This window comes from Shewanella sp. AC34-MNA-CIBAN-0136 (assembly GCF_040309945.1).
In the GTDB taxonomy this organism is placed as follows: domain Bacteria; phylum Pseudomonadota; class Gammaproteobacteria; order Enterobacterales; family Shewanellaceae; genus Shewanella.
In genome coordinates this window covers 1-17,758 of the sequence record NZ_JBEOPJ010000026.1, presented here as the reverse complement: position 1 = coordinate 17,758, position 17,758 = coordinate 1, and the positions used below count along the sequence as shown (strand labels likewise).

At 42.4% G+C, this 17,758-nt stretch carries 12 protein-coding genes and 4 tRNA genes; 1 reads left to right on the top strand and 15 read right to left on the bottom strand.

Features of this window, described 5'->3' with window-relative positions; all coding sequences use genetic code 11:
* Positions 1-133 precede the first annotated feature (133 nt).
* The 13 genes from rpoC to AAEY94_RS19160 form a co-directional block, all read right to left on the bottom strand.
* Complete coding sequence (rpoC, locus tag AAEY94_RS19220; RefSeq protein WP_101084802.1) at positions 134-4,360, bottom strand: DNA-directed RNA polymerase subunit beta'; 4,227 nt, start codon at positions 4,358-4,360, stop codon at positions 134-136.
* A gap of 82 nt (positions 4,361-4,442) precedes the next feature.
* Positions 4,443-8,474, bottom strand: a complete 4,032-nt coding sequence (gene rpoB / locus AAEY94_RS19215; RefSeq protein WP_101084801.1) for a DNA-directed RNA polymerase subunit beta — start codon at positions 8,472-8,474, stop codon at positions 4,443-4,445.
* 235 nt (positions 8,475-8,709) lie between these two features.
* On the bottom strand, positions 8,710-9,075 hold the full coding sequence (rplL, locus tag AAEY94_RS19210; RefSeq protein WP_101084800.1) for a 50S ribosomal protein L7/L12: 366 nt from the start codon (positions 9,073-9,075) through the stop codon (positions 8,710-8,712).
* A 54-nt stretch (positions 9,076-9,129) separates the two neighbouring features.
* Positions 9,130-9,630 carry a 50S ribosomal protein L10 gene (gene rplJ, locus AAEY94_RS19205; protein ID WP_011635631.1) on the bottom strand — a complete coding sequence of 167 codons (501 nt, stop codon included), beginning with the start codon at positions 9,628-9,630 and terminating at the stop codon, positions 9,130-9,132.
* A 276-nt stretch (positions 9,631-9,906) separates the two neighbouring features.
* On the bottom strand, positions 9,907-10,608 hold the full coding sequence (gene rplA, locus AAEY94_RS19200; RefSeq protein ID WP_059746618.1) for a 50S ribosomal protein L1: 702 nt from the start codon (positions 10,606-10,608) through the stop codon (positions 9,907-9,909).
* 4 nt (positions 10,609-10,612) lie between these two features.
* Complete coding sequence (gene rplK, locus AAEY94_RS19195) at positions 10,613-11,041, bottom strand: 50S ribosomal protein L11 (RefSeq protein ID WP_011635629.1); 429 nt, start codon at positions 11,039-11,041, stop codon at positions 10,613-10,615.
* 129 nt (positions 11,042-11,170) lie between these two features.
* Positions 11,171-11,722, bottom strand: a complete 552-nt coding sequence (gene nusG, locus AAEY94_RS19190; protein WP_011635628.1) for a transcription termination/antitermination protein NusG — start codon at positions 11,720-11,722, stop codon at positions 11,171-11,173.
* Positions 11,723-11,732: 10 nt separating this feature from the next.
* Complete coding sequence (gene secE, locus AAEY94_RS19185) at positions 11,733-12,104, bottom strand: preprotein translocase subunit SecE (RefSeq protein WP_011635627.1); 372 nt, start codon at positions 12,102-12,104, stop codon at positions 11,733-11,735.
* Between the two features lie 267 nt (positions 12,105-12,371).
* Complete coding sequence (gene tuf / locus AAEY94_RS19180; RefSeq protein WP_101084799.1) at positions 12,372-13,556, bottom strand: elongation factor Tu; 1,185 nt, start codon at positions 13,554-13,556, stop codon at positions 12,372-12,374.
* A 116-nt stretch (positions 13,557-13,672) separates the two neighbouring features.
* Positions 13,673-13,745 (bottom strand) — tRNA-Ile (locus AAEY94_RS19175).
* Between the two features lie 9 nt (positions 13,746-13,754).
* Positions 13,755-13,828, bottom strand: a tRNA-Gly gene (locus AAEY94_RS19170).
* Between the two features lie 35 nt (positions 13,829-13,863).
* Positions 13,864-13,948: transfer RNA gene (locus AAEY94_RS19165), tRNA-Tyr, on the bottom strand.
* A gap of 7 nt (positions 13,949-13,955) precedes the next feature.
* A tRNA-Thr gene (locus AAEY94_RS19160) sits at positions 13,956-14,031 on the bottom strand.
* Between the two features lie 223 nt (positions 14,032-14,254).
* Here AAEY94_RS19160 and coaA point away from each other — a divergent pair.
* On the top strand, positions 14,255-15,205 hold the full coding sequence (coaA, locus tag AAEY94_RS19155; RefSeq protein ID WP_101084798.1) for a type I pantothenate kinase: 951 nt from the start codon (positions 14,255-14,257) through the stop codon (positions 15,203-15,205).
* A gap of 37 nt (positions 15,206-15,242) precedes the next feature.
* Here coaA and birA read toward each other — a convergent pair whose 3' ends face one another.
* Both birA and murB read right to left on the bottom strand, forming a co-directional pair.
* Complete coding sequence (gene birA / locus AAEY94_RS19150) at positions 15,243-16,205, bottom strand: bifunctional biotin--[acetyl-CoA-carboxylase] ligase/biotin operon repressor BirA (RefSeq protein ID WP_350979671.1); 963 nt, start codon at positions 16,203-16,205, stop codon at positions 15,243-15,245.
* Entirely contained in the window at positions 16,202-17,218 is a 1,017-nt protein-coding gene (murB, locus tag AAEY94_RS19145; RefSeq protein ID WP_101084796.1) for a UDP-N-acetylmuramate dehydrogenase, read from the bottom strand. Before murB ends, birA begins: the two co-directional genes overlap by 4 nt.
* Positions 17,219-17,758 lie beyond the last annotated feature (540 nt).

Genomic DNA, 17,758 nt, shown 5'->3' with positions numbered 1-17,758 from the left:
AAATCTATATCCCACAATGGTGGGACGCGGAATTTTAGAAAGGTAATGGCTGCCTGTCAAGAAATAGACAACTTTTCGTGCAAATTCCAATAAAAAAGGCGCCATTGGCGCCTTTTTTTAACAAAATACTAACTTAATCTTGGCTACCGGCCAGATTTAGTAGATCTGCTAGGTTCTTTTCAGCTTCGCTTGCGGTTACTGTAGTAGTTTCCACTTTGCCACGAGAGCTTAATACTTTAGCACGTTCTTCGTTACGGGTTTTGTGATAAGCATAACCTGTACCTGCTGGGATCAAACGACCTACGATTACGTTTTCTTTCAAACCACGTAGTGGATCGCTCTTACCGCCAACGGCCGCTTCAGTTAACACACGAGTGGTTTCCTGGAACGATGCAGCAGAGATGAATGATTCAGTTGCCAAAGAAGCTTTGGTAATACCGAGTAATTCACGTTCAAACGTTGCAGGTGTTTTACCTTGAGCGATTAGCTCACGGTTAGCAATCTTCACGCGTGATACTTCTGCTTGCTCACCTTCTAAGAACTCAGTGTCGCCTGTTGAAGTGATTAGACACTTACGTAACATTTGACGAATGATAACTTCGATGTGCTTATCGTTGATCTTAACGCCCTGTAGACGGTAAACGTCCTGTACTTCGTTCACAATGTAGTTTGCTACGTTGTGGATACCACGAAGACGCAAGATATCATGAGCCGCTTCTGGACCGTCTGCAATAACTTCACCACGTTCGACTTTTTCACCTTCGAACACGTTCAAGTTACGCCACTTAGGGATCATCTCTTCATAATGTTCACTACCATCTGCAGGAGTGATCACTAGACGACGTTTACCCTTAGTTTCCTTACCGAACGAGATAGTACCAGAGATTTCTGCAAGAATTGCAGGCTCTTTTGGTTTACGCGCTTCGAATAGGTCAGCAACACGTGGTAGACCACCGGTGATGTCGCGAGTTTTAGACGATTCTTGTGGAATACGTGCTAATGGGTCACCAACGTTGATTTTCGCGTTATCATCTTTCGATACAATCGCGTTACCCGGTAAGAAGTATTGAGCTGGTACTTCAGTACCAGGGATCATTAAGTCATTACCATCGGCATCAACTAAGCGAATTGCTGGACGCAATTCTTTACCGGCTGAAGTACGCGCACCAACATCGAGCACAACGACAGAAGATAGACCCGTTAACTCATCTGTTTGACGCGTCATAGTGACACCGTCAATCATGTCAACGAACTTCACACTACCAGCAACTTCAGAAATAATTGGGTGAGTATGTGGATCCCAGTTAGCGATGATTTCGCCAGCTGCAACTTCACTCTCTTCCAACTTCTCTAAAACTGTACCGTAAGGCACTTTATAACGCTCTTTCTCACGACCTAGCTCATCGATGATGGCTAACTCAGAAGAACGCGATACGATAACGAGCTTACCGTCGATGTTAGAAACATGCTTAGCATTGTGTAACTTCAGAGAACCGGCGTTCTTAACTTGAACGTTGTTTTCTGCAGAAGCTCGAGATGCCGCACCACCAATGTGGAAGGTACGCATGGTTAACTGTGTACCAGGCTCACCGATAGACTGTGCTGCAACAACACCAATAGCTTCACCGTGGTTAATAATATGACCACGCGCCAAGTCACGACCATAACACGCTGCACACACACCGAAGTCTGTGTCACAGGTAATTACAGAACGTACAATCACTTCATCAATACTGTGTTCTTCTAACGTATTACACCATGCTTCATCAAGAAGTGTGTTGCGTGGAGCAAGCACTTCATCAGTACCAGGCTTCATTACGTCAAGAGCAACCACACGACCTAGAACACGTTCACGTAATGGCTCAACAACATCACCACCTTCAATAAGCGGTTTCATTGTAAGACCATGCTCAACACCACAGTCATCTTCGATAACCACTAAGTCTTGTGCAACGTCTACTAAACGACGAGTTAGATAACCCGAGTTAGCTGTCTTCAATGCTGTATCGGCAAGACCTTTACGCGCACCGTGAGTAGAAATAAAGTACTGAAGTACGTTTAGACCTTCACGGAAGTTAGCCGTAATTGGGGTTTCGATGATTGAGCCATCTGGCTTAGCCATCAAACCACGCATACCCGCTAACTGACGGATCTGTGCAGCACTACCACGAGCGCCCGAGTCAGCCATCATATAGATGCTGTTAAACGAAGCTTGTTGCTCAGGTACGCCATCACGGTTAATCACTGTCTCAGTTGACAGGTTTTCCATCATCGCTTTTGAAACTTTTTCGTTCGCGCTTGCCCAGATATCGATAACTTTGTTGTAACGCTCACCGGCAGTAACAAGACCTGACTGGAACTGCTCTTGAATTTCAAGTACTTCAGCTTCAGCGTCTGCTACTAAGGTGTATTTCTCGTCTGGAATAACCATGTCATCGATACCAACAGAGGCACCAGAAATGGTTGCAAAACGGAAACCTGTATACATCAATTGGTCAGCAAAGATAACGGTATCTTTAAGACCTAGTTGACGATAACAAGTGTTCAACAGCTTAGAAATCTGTTTCTTACCCATGTTTTGGTTAACCAAATCATACGATAAGCCTTCAGGCAAAATTAATGATAAAAGAGCACGACCCACAGTCGTATCAATGATACGAGTTGCTTTCGTTCTTTCGCCATCTTCTGCGATGTTCGTTTCAGTAATACGCACTTTAACGCGAGCATGTAGTTCAGCAACACCAGTAGCGTAAGCTTTTTCTACTTCTGACACATCAGCGAATGCCATACCTTCACCGCGACCGTTAATACATTCACGGCTGGTGTAGTACAAGCCTAATACAACGTCCTGAGACGGAGTAATTACTGGCTCACCGTTAGCTGGTGACAAAATGTTGTTGGTAGACATCATTAGCGCACGAGCTTCTAACTGAGCTTCAAGCGTTAATGGTACGTGAACCGCCATTTGGTCACCGTCGAAGTCGGCGTTGTATGCCGCACAAACTAACGGATGCAATTGAATTGCTTTACCTTCAATCAGTACAGGTTCAAATGCTTGAATACCCAGTCTGTGAAGTGTTGGTGCACGGTTAAGCATGACTGGATGTTCACGAATTACTTCGTCTAACACATCCCATACTTCAGCCTGTTCGCGTTCAACCATTTTCTTAGCAGCTTTAATAGTAGTCGCTAAACCACGCGCTTCTAATTTACCGTAAATGAATGGTTTGAATAGCTCAAGCGCCATCTTCTTAGGAAGACCACACTGATGCAGACGTAAAGTAGGACCTACGGTAATTACCGAACGGCCTGAATAGTCAACACGCTTACCAAGTAAGTTCTGACGGAAACGACCTTGCTTACCCTTGATCATATCAGCAAGAGATTTAAGCGGACGCTTGTTAGAACCGGTAATAGCACGACCGCGACGACCGTTGTCTAATAGCGCATCAACTGACTCTTGTAACATACGTTTTTCGTTACGTACGATAATGTCAGGCGCAGCTAAATCTAACAGACGCTTTAAGCGGTTGTTACGGTTAATCACACGACGATAAAGATCGTTAAGATCAGATGTCGCGAAACGACCACCATCTAACGGCACTAATGGACGTAGATCAGGTGGAAGAACCGGTAATACTTTTAAGATCATCCACTCTGGCTTGTTGCCAGATGTGAAGAATGCTTCCATCAGCTTAAGGCGCTTAGTGACCTTCTTGCGACGGGTTTCAGAGTTAATTGAAGGCAACTCTTCACGCATTTGCTCGATCTGTTCAGCTAAGTTGATAGCACGTAGCAATTCAAGAACTGCTTCAGCACCCATCTTAGCTTCAAACTCGTCACCGTATTCTTCTAACGCATCAAGATACGTTTCTTCGGTTAGCATTTGGCCGCGTTCAAGCGTGGTCATGCCAGGCTCGATCACAACAAATGATTCGAAATACAGTACGCGTTCAATATCACGTAACGTCATATCTAGCATTAAGCCGATACGTGACGGAAGTGATTTTAAGAACCAAATGTGGGCAACTGGGCTAGCCAGATCAATGTGACCCATGCGCTCACGACGCACTTTAGTCTGGGTAACTTCTACGCCACACTTTTCACAAATAACACCACGATGCTTCAAACGCTTGTATTTACCACACAAACATTCGTAATCTTTAACTGGACCAAAGATACGCGCACAGAACAAACCTTCACGTTCAGGCTTGAATGTACGGTAGTTAATGGTTTCTGGCTTCTTTACTTCACCAAAAGACCAAGAACGGATTAGGTCTGGCGAGGCCAAACCAATTTTTATACCGTTAAATTCTTCAGTCTTACTTTGCTGTTTAAGAAACTTTAATAAGTCTTTCACGTTTCTCTCCTGAAGGAGTTAAACCAGGTGCTTTGCTGCTGCAAAGCACCCTTGGTTACCAAACATTGCTTAAGTGCGATGCTTACTCTTGGTCCAACTCGATATTAATACCAAGTGAACGAATTTCCTTCAACAATACGTTGAAAGACTCAGGCATGCCTGGTTGCATCTGATGGTTACCGTCGACGATGTTTTTATACATCTGAGTACGACCGTTAACGTCATCTGACTTAACTGTTAGCATTTCTTGTAGAGTATAAGCAGCACCATATGCTTCAAGTGCCCACACTTCCATCTCACCGAAACGCTGACCACCGAATTGAGCTTTACCGCCCAATGGTTGTTGAGTCACTAAGCTGTATGAACCCGTAGAACGAGCATGCATCTTGTCATCAACTAAGTGGTTCAATTTAAGCATATACATGTAACCAACGGTTACTTTACGCTCAAATTCGTTACCGGTACGGCCGTCACATAATGTCAACTGACCAGACTCAGGTAAGCCTGCAAGAGCAAGCATTTGCTTGATCTCTTTCTCTTTAGCACCGTCGAATGCTGGTGTAGCAATTGGAATACCACCTTTAAGGTTGGTCGCCAAGCGCACAACTTCATCATCAGTAAACGAATCGATATCAACGCGCTGAAGCACGTCATCACCTAATTCGTACACTTGCTTGATGTAACCACGAAGTTCGGCAATTTCACGCTGCTCTTCAAGCATAGCAGTAATCTTATTACCGATACCCTTAGCTGCTGCGCCCATGTGGACTTCAAGTACCTGACCGATGTTCATACGCGATGGTACGCCCAATGGGTTAAGTACGATGTCTACAGGGTTACCTTCTTCATCGTATGGCATGTCTTCAACAGGACAAATCTTCGAGATAACACCTTTGTTACCATGACGACCTGCCATCTTGTCACCAGGCTGGATAGTACGTTTAACTGCAAGGTAAACCTTAACAATCTTCAATACACCAGGAGCCAAGTCATCACCTTGGGTGATCTTACGACGCTTGATTTCAAATGTCTTATCAAAGTCAGCTTTTAGCTCTTCGTGCTGTTCAGCTAACTGCTCTAATTCAGTTTGTTTGGTTTCATCGTCGATAACTTGAATCAATACGTCTTTACGTGGTATCTCAGCTAACTTAGCTTCAGAATAACCCACAGACAGTAACAAGTTACGTGCACGGCCCAATACGCCTTCTTCAAGGATCTTGAACTCTTCGCCTAAGTCTTTACGAGCTTGGCGAACATGCATGTCTTCAATTTCAAGCGCACGTTTGTCTTTCTCAACGCCGTCACGGGTAAATACCTGTACGTCGATGATGGTGCCTTTAACTGAGTTAGGAACACGTAATGAGCTGTCCTTAACGTCAGACGCTTTTTCACCAAAAATAGCTCGGAGTAGTTTCTCTTCAGGGGTTAACTGTGTTTCACCCTTAGGTGTCACTTTACCCACTAGAATGTCGCCACCCTTCACTTCTGCACCAATATAAACGATACCTGATTCATCTAATTTAGATAAAGCAGACTCACCTACGTTTGGAATATCAGCAGTGATTTCTTCGCTACCCAATTTAGTATCACGAGCAATACAAGAAAGCTCTTGGATATGGATAGTAGTGAAACGATCTTCTTGCGCTACGCGCTCAGAAATTAAGATCGAATCTTCGAAGTTATAACCGTTCCAAGGCATGAACGCGATACGCATGTTCTGACCAAGAGCCAAATCACCTAAATCGGTAGATGGACCATCTGCCAATACGTCACCACGAACCACTGGCTCACCAACAGAACAACAAGGACGTTGGTTAATACAAGTGTTTTGGTTTGAACGGGTATATTTAGTTAGGTTATAAATGTCGATGCCGGCTTCACCTGCGTGTAGCTCATCTTCATTTACTTTAACTACGATACGGCTAGCATCAACATAATCAACCACACCGCCACGTTTAGCAGCTACAACCACACCAGAGTCAACAGCAAGAGTACGTTCAATACCCGTTCCGACTAACGGCTTATCAGCACGTAAAGTTGGTACTGCTTGACGTTGCATGTTTGCACCCATCAATGCGCGGTTAGCATCATCGTGTTCTAAGAACGGAATTAATGATGCTGCAACAGAAATAATCTGTTGTGGAGATACGTCCATATACTGAACATCAGCTGCGCGCATAAAGGTAGATTCACCTTTGTGACGACAAGCAATTTGTTCTTCTGCCATACGGCCATCAGCATCAACTTCGATGTTAGCCTGAGCAATAACGTAACGACCTTCTTCGATTGCTGATAAGTATTCAACATCATCAGTAATCACACCATCAACCACTTTGCGGTAAGGTGTTTCTAAGAAGCCGTAAGAGTTAGTACGTGCAAAACTTGCTAACGAGTTGATTAGACCAATGTTTGGACCTTCAGGGGTCTCAATTGGACATAAACGACCGTAGTGAGTTGGATGTACGTCACGAACTTCGAAACCAGCACGCTCACGAGTCAAACCACCTGGGCCAAGCGCAGAAATACGACGCTTATGCGTTACTTCTGATAGCGGGTTGTTTTGATCCATAAACTGTGACAACTGTGAAGAACCAAAGAATTCTTTCACTGCCGCAGAAATTGGCTTAGCGTTAATTAAGTCTTGTGGCATAAGCTCGTTTAAATCGCCTAAAGATAGACGTTCACGAACAGCACGCTCAACACGGACTAAACCAACACGGAACTGGTTTTCAGCCATTTCACCAACGCTACGAATACGACGGTTACCTAAGTGGTCAATATCGTCGACTTCATCATAACCGTTACGGATTTCGATGATTTTCTTCATAACAGATACGATGTCTTCTTTAGACAACACACCGTTACCTTCGTCTTCAGCAATCTCAAGACGACGGTTGAACTTCATACGACCTACTTTAGATAAGTCATAACGTTCTTCACTAAAGAATAGGTTTTGGAATAAACCTTCAGCTGCATCTTTGGTTGGTGGCTCACCAGGACGCATCATACGATAGATTTCAACTAGCGCTTCTAAGCGGTTAGTTGTTGAATCAATTCGTAATGTGTCAGCAATGTAAGCACCGTGATCAAGATCATTGATAAATAATGTATCAATATTCTTAATACCAGCAAGTGATAGCTTAGCTAAATCTTCTAAGGTAATCTCGCTGTTTGCAGTCACTAACACTTCACCGGTATCTTCATCGATGTAGTCTTGAGCAGCATACTTACCAACAATATAATCTACTGGCACTTCTAGTTCAGTAGTGTTGGTTTTTTCAAGTTGCTTAATGTGACGTGCAGTAATGCGACGACCAGCTTCAACCAATAAAGCGCCTTCAGCATCTTTAATGTCATAGCCAGCAGTTTCACCACGTAGGCGGTCAGGCACAAGTGCCATGACTAATGATTCTTTTTTAATCTTAAACTCAATACGCTCGAAGAATAAATCGAGGATATCTTGAGTAGAATATTCAAGCGCACGTAAAATGATCGTTGCCGGTAATTTACGACGACGGTCGATACGAACGAATAGAGCATCTTTAGGATCAAATTCAAAGTCAAGCCATGAACCACGGTAAGGAATAATACGTGCGTTATACAGCACCTTACCAGAAGAGTGGGTTTTACCACGGTCATGATCAAAGAACACACCTGGAGAACGGTGTAACTGAGACACGATTACACGCTCAGTACCGTTAATAACGAAAGTACCGTTATTCGTCATCATAGGAATATCACCCATGTAGACTTCTTGCTCTTTAATGTCTTTAACAGTGCCAGCAGCAGCTTCACGGTCAAACAACACCATGCGTAATTTAACGCGTAGTGGTGCCGAATAAGTTACACCGCGGATCTGACATTCTTTCACATCAAAAACTGGCTCACCTAGCTTGTAGCTGACATATTGCAGCTCAGAATAGCCAGAAAAGCTCTTGATAGGAAAAACGCTACGGAATGCGGCTTCTAAGCCACGCTCACCCGTAGGGTCATGATCGGTGAACTTCTTAAAAGAGTCTAACTGGATAGACAATAAATAAGGGATGTCCAAAACTTTTGGACGCTTACCAAAGTCTTTGCGAATACGCTTCTTTTCAGAATAGGAGTAAACCATGGGTTTCCTCTGCTTACGAGATGTGACCAAGACTGAAATTAATATTAATTAAATCAGCACGTTTGCCTATCACCCTTGTTGACAAGAACCTAACCAGTAATCTCTGCTAGGGACTGTTAAAACTGGCGACAAAAGGTGAAAAAAATCGCCTGCGCATAAAGCGCAAAAAAGGCCAACGGTTAAAAAACCGTCAGCCTTCACCCAATCACTTGGGTGATGCAAGCTAAATTATAGCTTACTTAACTTCAACAGAAGCACCAGCGGCTTCTAGATCAGCTTTAAGAGTTGCAGCTTCTTCTTTAGACACAGCTTCTTTAACTGCGATTGGAGAAGATTCAGCCATAGTCTTAGCTTCTTTCAGGCCTAAACCTGTAGCGCTACGAAGAGCTTTAATAACAGCTACTTTGTTTTCGCCGAATGAAGTAAGTACTACGTCAAATTCTGTTTGCTCTTCAGCAACAACAGCATCGCCGCCGCCTGAAACTACTGCAGCAGCAGCAGAAACGCCGAATTTCTCTTCCATAGCTTCGATTAGTTCAACTACTTCCATTACAGACATTGCTGCAAAAGCTTCTAACATTTGGTCTTTAGTGATAGACATTAGAAATATTTCCTATTGTTCTGAATTCAATTTTATTAAGCTGCCAGCCTAAAATTAAGCGGCGTCTTGTTTTTGATCGCGAAGGGCGGCCAATGTACGAACGAACTTGCCAGCAGATGCTTCTTTCATAGTCATCATCAACTGAGCTAGTGCTTCTTCGTATGTTGGTAGTTTCGCTAAACGATCAATATCAGCTGCAGGGATAAACATCCCTTCGAAAGCTGCACCTTTAACTTCAAATTTTGCTTGACCCTTAGCGAAGTCTTTTAAAAGACGCGCTGCAGCACCTGGGTGCTCGTTAGAGAAAGCTATTAAAGTTGGGCCAGTGAACGTTTCTGCTAGGCACTCAAAAGCTGTACCTTGAACTGCACGACGAGCAAGGGTGTTACGTACTACACGTACAAACACACCATTTTCGCGAGCAGCTTTACGCAGACCGGTCATAGCACCTACAGTTACGCCACGTGAATCGGCAACAACTGCAGAAAGTGCACCTTTGGCAGCTTCGTTGACTTCAGCAACAATTGCCTGTTTGTCTTCGAGTCTTAATGCCATTGGCTTTACTCCTGGATTCTACCTAGGGAATTTTCCCTAGTATTTACCAAATTAAACACTTATGTGTTTAATTACTTACGGTGCAGATTTTCCAGTAAAAAAATTTAGCTGGGGCCTGACACCGTCTACGCTGGAAATTAAGTTAATCTTACGATTAACACCTGCGGTCTTGGACGGAAACCGACTCTAATATGCAAAAATTTAAAAACTAATGCATAAAAGCGGCTTCAACCCACAAAGTGCGCGCATTATAGACTAATACGCGCGCTTTGTATATTACTTCGCTTCTTCCAGAGAACTCTGGTCGATAGCAACACCTGCACCCATAGTGGTAGAGATGCTAATCTTTTTCACGTAAATGCCTTTAGCAACTGCAGGCTTAGCCTTTTTCAGTGCTGACACTAACGATTCTAAGTTTTCTCTCAACTGCTCAGTTGTAAAAGTTACTTTACCGATAGTTGTATGAATAATACCGTTTTTGTCGTTTCTGTAACGAACTTGACCCGCTTTGGCATTCTTAACTGCTTCAGCAACGTTTGGCGTTACTGTACCAGTTTTAGGGTTAGGCATTAAACCACGTGGGCCTAAGATTTGACCTAACATACCAACAACGCGCATTGCATCTGGAGATGCGATAACAACGTCAAAGTTCATTTCGCCAGCTTTAACTTTTTCAGCTAAATCTTCCATACCCACTAGTTCAGCGCCAGCAGCGATAGCAGCTTCAGCGTTTGCACCTTGTGTGAATACAGCAACACGAACATCACGACCAGTACCATGTGGAAGTACAGTAGCACCACGCACGTTTTGATCTGATTTACGAGGATCGATACCTAGATTAACAGCTACGTCAACACTCTCAACAAATTTAGCAGTCGCTAATTCTTGTAAAAGTACTACGGCTTCGTTGATGTCATACAATTTTGTTGCATCAACTTTTTCGCGGATAACGCGAGCACGCTTAGTTAGCTTTGCCATTATATTAATCCTCTACTACCAAACCCATTGAACGTGCAGTACCTTCAATTGAGCGAGTCATCGCTTCAATATCAGCACCAGTCATATCAGCAGCTTTAGTTTCAGCAATTTCCTGAACTGCGCTACGCTTGATAGTACCTACTTTTTGAGTATTAGGACGGCCAGAACCTGATTTCAGACCAACTGCTTTAAGCAGTAAGAAAGATGCAGGTGGAGTCTTAGTTTCAAAAGTGAAAGAACGGTCATTATATACAGTGATAACAACAGGAATTGGCATACCTTTTTCGAACTTTTCAGTACGAGCGTTGAATGCTTTACAGAATTCCATGATGTTCACACCTTTTTGACCTAAAGCAGGTCCAACTGGTGGAGACGGGTTTGCAGCGCCAGCTGCTACTTGTAGCTTAATATAAGCTTCAATTTTCTTTGCCATGTCGACATTTCCTCAATTTGGGTTCAAACGCATGTTGGCGACATGCCAATACGCTCCCCTGAAAACAACGGGTGCGAATTATATAAAAATACGCACCCGCAAACAATGTTTATTTTGTAGTTATTTTAATCAGCTTTTTTCAACTTGATTAAAATCTAATTCTACTGGTGTTGAACGACCGAAAATCATCACCGAAACTTTAATACGGTTCTTTTCATAATCGACTTCTTCAATAGTACCGTTAAAGTCAGCAAATGGACCGTCACAAACACGGACAACTTCACCTGGCTCGTACATAATACGATGAGTTGGTGATTCAACAGTGTCTTGAAGGCGTTGAAGAATAGCGTCAGCTTCCTTGTCAGAAATCGGTGCAGGGCGATCTGATGTACCACCAATAAAGCCCATTACACGTGGAATACTTTTGACTAAGTGCCAGCTATCGTCGTTCATTTCCATCTGGACTAATACATAACCAGGGAAAAACTTACGCTCACTCTTACGACGTTGACCTGCACGCATTTCAACAACTTCTTCGGTAGGAACTAAAATCTCACCGAAGTATTCTTCCATATTGTGCATTTTGATATGTTCAAGCAGTGTTTTAAGTACACGGCCTTCATAGCCCGAAAAGGCTTGGATCACATACCATCTTTTTTTCGCTTCTGTAACTTCAGTCATTTTCAGATGCCTATACGCCAGTAATTAAATTGACTACTCGTAACAATATAGCATCTAATCCCCAAAGGATTAATGCCATTACTGCAGTAGCTGCAAGTACTATAAAGGTAGTGTTTAGCGCCTCTTGGCGAGTTGGCCAAACGACTTTACGCACTTCAATATGGGCTTCTCTAGCAAAAGATTGTGCCTGCTTACCCTTGCTTGTCTGCAGTGCAATGATGCCTGCAATAGCGAAGGCAATAATTACCCCAGCAACACGAGCTACAACATTAGCGTCTGCATAAAATTGATTGCCTATAACAGCAGTAGCAATTAGCAATGCAGCTATGCCCCACTTAACGATATCCAAAGAATTACTCTGGTTTTCAGTATTTGTTGTCATCGGTTAATTCCGTTACTCACTACGACCTGGGCTTAGCTTGGTAAACAACATATTTACCAAATCCGCATTTCCGAACTTTCCCAGAAAATGCATAAGCACAGGGTCAAAAATCGGCCATAGATTGTATTCTTATTCAGCTTTATTCGCAACAATACAGGCAAAGTAAGAGCAATAAATCAATCAAAAATCGATTTTTGTTACTAACCTCACCCTAAAAATAAAAAAGGAAGCCTAAGCTTCCTTTTTAAGTGTTCACTAAACTCGCTATTACGCGATAATTTTAGCTACAACACCTGCACCAACTGTACGGCCACCTTCACGGATAGCGAAACGTAAACCGTCGTCCATCGCGATTGGGTAAATCAGAGTAACGACCATCTTGATGTTATCACCAGGCATAACCATTTCTACGCCTTCTGGTAACTCAATTGTGCCTGTTACGTCTGTTGTACGGAAGAAGAACTGTGGACGGTAGCCTTTGAAGAATGGAGTATGACGTCCGCCTTCTTCTTTTGACAACACGTAAACTTCTGATTCGAAAGTTGTGTGTGGGTTAATTGAACCAGGCTTAGCTAGTACTTGACCACGTTCTACGTCATCACGCTTAGTACCACGTAATAACACACCACAGTTTTCGCCAGCACGACCTTCGTCAAGTAGCTTGCGGAACATTTCTACACCAGTACACGTTGTTTTAGTTGTTGGACGAACACCAACAATTTCAACTTCGTCTGATACGCGAACGATACCACGTTCAACACGACCTGTTACCACTGTACCACGACCTGAAATCGAGAATACATCTTCGATTGGTAGTAGGAATGGCTTATCGATGTCACGAGCTGGTTCTGGAATATAAGTATCTAGTGCTTCTGCAAGCTCAAGAATTTTTGCTTCCCACTCTGGCTGGCCTTCTAGTGCCTTAAGAGCTGAACCTTGAATTACTGGTAAATCATCACCTGGGAAGTCGTATTCTGAAAGAAGCTCACGCACTTCCATTTCTACTAATTCTAGTAATTCTTCGTCATCTACCATGTCACATTTGTTCATGAATACGATGATGAAAGGTACGCCTACTTGACGTGAAAGCAAGATGTGCTCACGTGTCTGTGGCATTGGGCCGTCTGTAGCAGCAACTACTAAGATTGCGCCGTCCATCTGTGCAGCACCGGTAATCATGTTTTTAACATAATCCGCGTGACCTGGACAATCTACGTGTGCGTAGTGACGAATTGGTGTGTCATATTCGATGTGAGAAGTATTAATTGTAATACCGCGCTCACGCTCTTCTGGAGCGTTATCGATTTGAGCGAAGTTTTTAACTTCACCACCATAAGTTTTAGACAAAACGGCAGAGATTGCTGCTGTTAAAGTTGTTTTACCATGGTCAACGTGACCGATGGTGCCCACGTTTACATGGGGCTTTTTACGTTCAAATTTAGCTTTTGCCATGGTATTGCCTCAGTCCAATTATCTTGGTGATGAAAACACATATAGTAAAAATCCGATGCATAAAAATGACATCGAATCGATTATTTAGGGTTAGGAAGTTTATTCATGACATGGGATGTTGATAGGCAGATTCGTACTGCCGACCTCACCCTCATTAAGGGTGCGCTCTACCAACTGAGCCATATCAGCGAACAAATTTGGAGCGGATGGCGGGAATCGAACCCGCGTTATCAGCTTGGAAGGCTGGAGTAATACCATTATACGACATCCGCGCAACCTATTTTAGGCTACCTAACTACCTAGAAAGTGGTGGAGGGAGAAGGATTCGAACCTTCGAAGGCTGAGCCGTCAGATTTACAGTCTGATCCCTTTGGCCACTCGGGAACCCCTCCAGAAAAATGGTGCCGGCACCAAGAGTCGAACTCGGGACCTACTGATTACAAGTCAGTTGCTCTACCAACTGAGCTATGCCGGCGTGTCATTTCGGGTTCGGATATTAGGTAAATGTGCCTCGGAGTGCAATAGGAAAATGATAAAAAACCAAAAAAAAGTTTCAAATGACGTTTTTTTACACTCGTTTCACTTAGAAAGTGTGATTTATAAGCAAATGTAATGGGCGATGAAGACAAATGAGGAGCAAACTATTGTCGCCATTTATTCGATAGTGTAATGTGCCTGACCAACCTAGAGGAATGGTTATGAATCCAATTAACTCAATACAAGATGCACTCTACTTTGCTTTTCAGCGCGAGCATTGGGCTGAATTACGTAAATCAGTGCCGCTCACATTGAGTCAGGCTGAATTAGAAAACCTGCGTGGTATGAATGAAAAGCTGTCTTTAGACGAAGTCACTGACATTTACCTTCCTCTCAGCCGTTTACTGAATTTATTTGTCGGCTCAAAACAACAGCGTGGACTTGTTCTTGATAAGTTTCTGGAGCAAAAAGCTTCCCCTGGTCCTTATATCATTAGTATCGCAGGAAGTGTCGCCGTTGGTAAGAGTACCACAGCGCGTATATTACAAACGTTATTGCAACGTTGGCCTGAGCATCCTAAAGTTGATTTAGTCACCACAGATGGTTTTTTATATCCCTTGGCAGACCTTAAACGTAAAGGGTTACTCCAACGTAAAGGTTTTCCTGAAAGTTACGACATGAAAATGTTGGTAGAATTCATTTCGGCAGTTAAAGCGGGACAGAAAGAGATTCTTGCACCGCTTTATTCACATGTTACATACGATAGATGTCACGACGAGCATCAAGCCATCCGTCAGCCTGATATTTTAATTTTAGAAGGGCTAAATGTGCTGCAAACGGGTTTAGATACCCCAATAGACACAAGAAGGCCATTTGTATCAGATTTTGTTGATTTTTCAATTTACGTCGATGCTGATGAGTCGTTGTTAAAAGATTGGTATAAACAGCGGTTTTTGCAATTTAGAACTGGTGCATTTAGTGATCCAAACTCATTTTTTCATCACTATTCATCTTTAACCGATGATGAGGCGAATGTGATTGCTGCTAATATTTGGGATACCATTAATGGCCCAAATTTATCATTAAACATTCAACCAACACGAGAGCGGGCCCACCTCATTTTGCAAAAAGGTCCCAACCATTTAATGGACCGAGTTTTACTTAGAAAATAATAACATATGAGCCTATTCCTAGGCTCATTTCTGGCATCTACATTACTGCTCTAAGGCTAATTTCACCGCCAAGATAACGTGTAAGCCCTTGCTCGTTTTCAAGCAATAAAGCCCCTTGCTCATCAATACCTCGACAAGTACCGTTAACTGAATTAGGTGCCATTAGCAGTGATACTTCACGGCCAATAAATAAATCAAATTCATTCCAACGTTCTAAGAATGCACCCAACCCTTTCAGCTCAAACAGCTGTAAATCACTCTTAAGGGTTTGATGTAATTTAATTAATAGCTCCGTTTTATCTGGCATATTCACCAAACTAGATAGATCGTTCCATGGCTGGTCTATTAGCTCCCCCTGCTCTACAGACATACTCATATTGATACCAAAACCAATGACTAATTCTGTTTTATTAGCGGATGAATTACAAACCTCAACTAAAATTCCAGCCAATTTTTTATGATCAAGGTAGATATCATTTGGCCATTTCAGCCCTAACCCCTCAACCCCAAAGTCAGCTAGAGATTTAACAATGGAACAACCAACAACTAAACTTAAACCACTGGCATGACTAATATCATTATTTAAACGCCAAAACATTGAAGCATAAATATGATGAGCATAAGGAGACAACCACTGACGCCCTCTTCGACCTCGACCAGCGGATTGATATTCAGCAATGCAAATATCTCCTGATTTTAATTCAGAGGCATGTCCAAGCATAAAAGCATTAGTACTGGTCGTTTCATCAAAATAAAAACAACGGCCATCAATTCCATTAACAAGATGAGACTCATTTATCAACGACACTGGATTTGCTAATTTGTAGCCTCTTCCTTTCACACTATAAATTTCGATACCATAATCTTTTAATGCATCTATATGCTGATTAATTGCCGCGCGAGTAAGCGATAAAGATTGCGCAATTACCTCACCAGAAACAAAACGTTCATGATGTAAACACGCTAAAATTTGGCGTTTACGTGACCAATGCTCATTCATTTTATTTCAATCTCCCCAACAGAGCCAATAATCCTAGGCTCAGGTTGTAATGTAACCGCAAATTTATCAAAAACCATCTGAATAATATGTTTCGCTAATTGGCATACTTCATTACCAGTTGCATAACCTAGGTTAACTAAAACCAAAGCTTGATCTTGATGGACTGCTGCACCACCGATATTAACGCCCTTCAAGCCAGCATGTTCAATTAGCCAACCTGCAGCAAGTTTGTAATGGTTATCAACCTGTCGATAACCCACTAAGGATCCATAACGACTTTTAAGTGAGTCATAGTCATCTATTGATACAACTGGGTTCTTAAAGAAACTTCCTACATTACCCAATATTTTAGGATCAGGCAGCTTGGATTGACGAACCATACAAACACAATCAAATATTTGTTGCGCCGATACATCTATAGCGTCTAAGTGTTGAAGAGGTCCATAACTTATCACCGGCACCCACTTTTTAGCCAATTTTAGGGTCACCTCAGTAATAACGACTAAGTTCATAAGTTGTTGTTTAAAAATGGATTCACGATAACCAAAGTGACATTGTTCGTTATTATAATGTACCAAGTTACCAGTATCGAGTTGTAAAAATTCAATCTTGTGACAATAACGATTAAACTCAACACCATAAGCACCGATATTTTGTATTGGCGCTGCGCCTACAGTTCCAGGGATCAGAGCCATATTTTCTAAACCATAAATATGTTTAGTTAAGCAATATTTAACTAATTGATGCCAATTTTCACCGGCTTGAACCGTGAGATAATAAAAATCATCATCTTCAATAATCGTAATGCCCTTGGTACTCACTTTAACCACAGTTCCCTGAAAATTGTCAGTAAATACGACGTTACTGCCTCCTCCGAGAATAAGCATGTTCTTTTGTTGTTGATACAACTCAAAACTTATCTTTATTAACTCCTCTTTGCTAGTCACTTCAACTAAAGAGTCGCAATACTGATTAAGGCCAAATGTGTTTAATGAAGTAAGCAAAATAGGCATAGATAGAAAGGCATCGTATTCAGAAATATATTGTTATTGTAGCAGGGAATAGCTAACAAATTAGCATGATTACCGCTAAAAAAGATCACAATCTAAAACGTTGTATCGATTAATGCCGCTACATACTCTGAGATACATCAGTCGAAATTAACTGATACAGTGCTAATTGCTTACGTAAAAATCCAGCTTATTTTATCAAGCCTCGCTCGACTGATTCTACCAATTTGGCCACAAATTATAGACGTAAAAAAAACCGTTACGTTAGTAACGGGCTTATCACTATTCTTTCGAGTCAATTAGGCGTCTGGAAATGACCTACTCTTGATTATCCCCGAAGGTGACGCATGGGTATATCGTTTGCATTATGATGGATGCTATCAATCACCATACCCTCAAATTTTGAACAAAAAAAACCGCTATATGATAACCGGCTGTTTCGCGACTATTGCAAGTCCATCAGGCCCCTGGAAATGACCTACTCTTTTATCCCCGAAGGGGACGCATGGGCATATTCGACAAACTGCTGTCATGTTTTGGCCA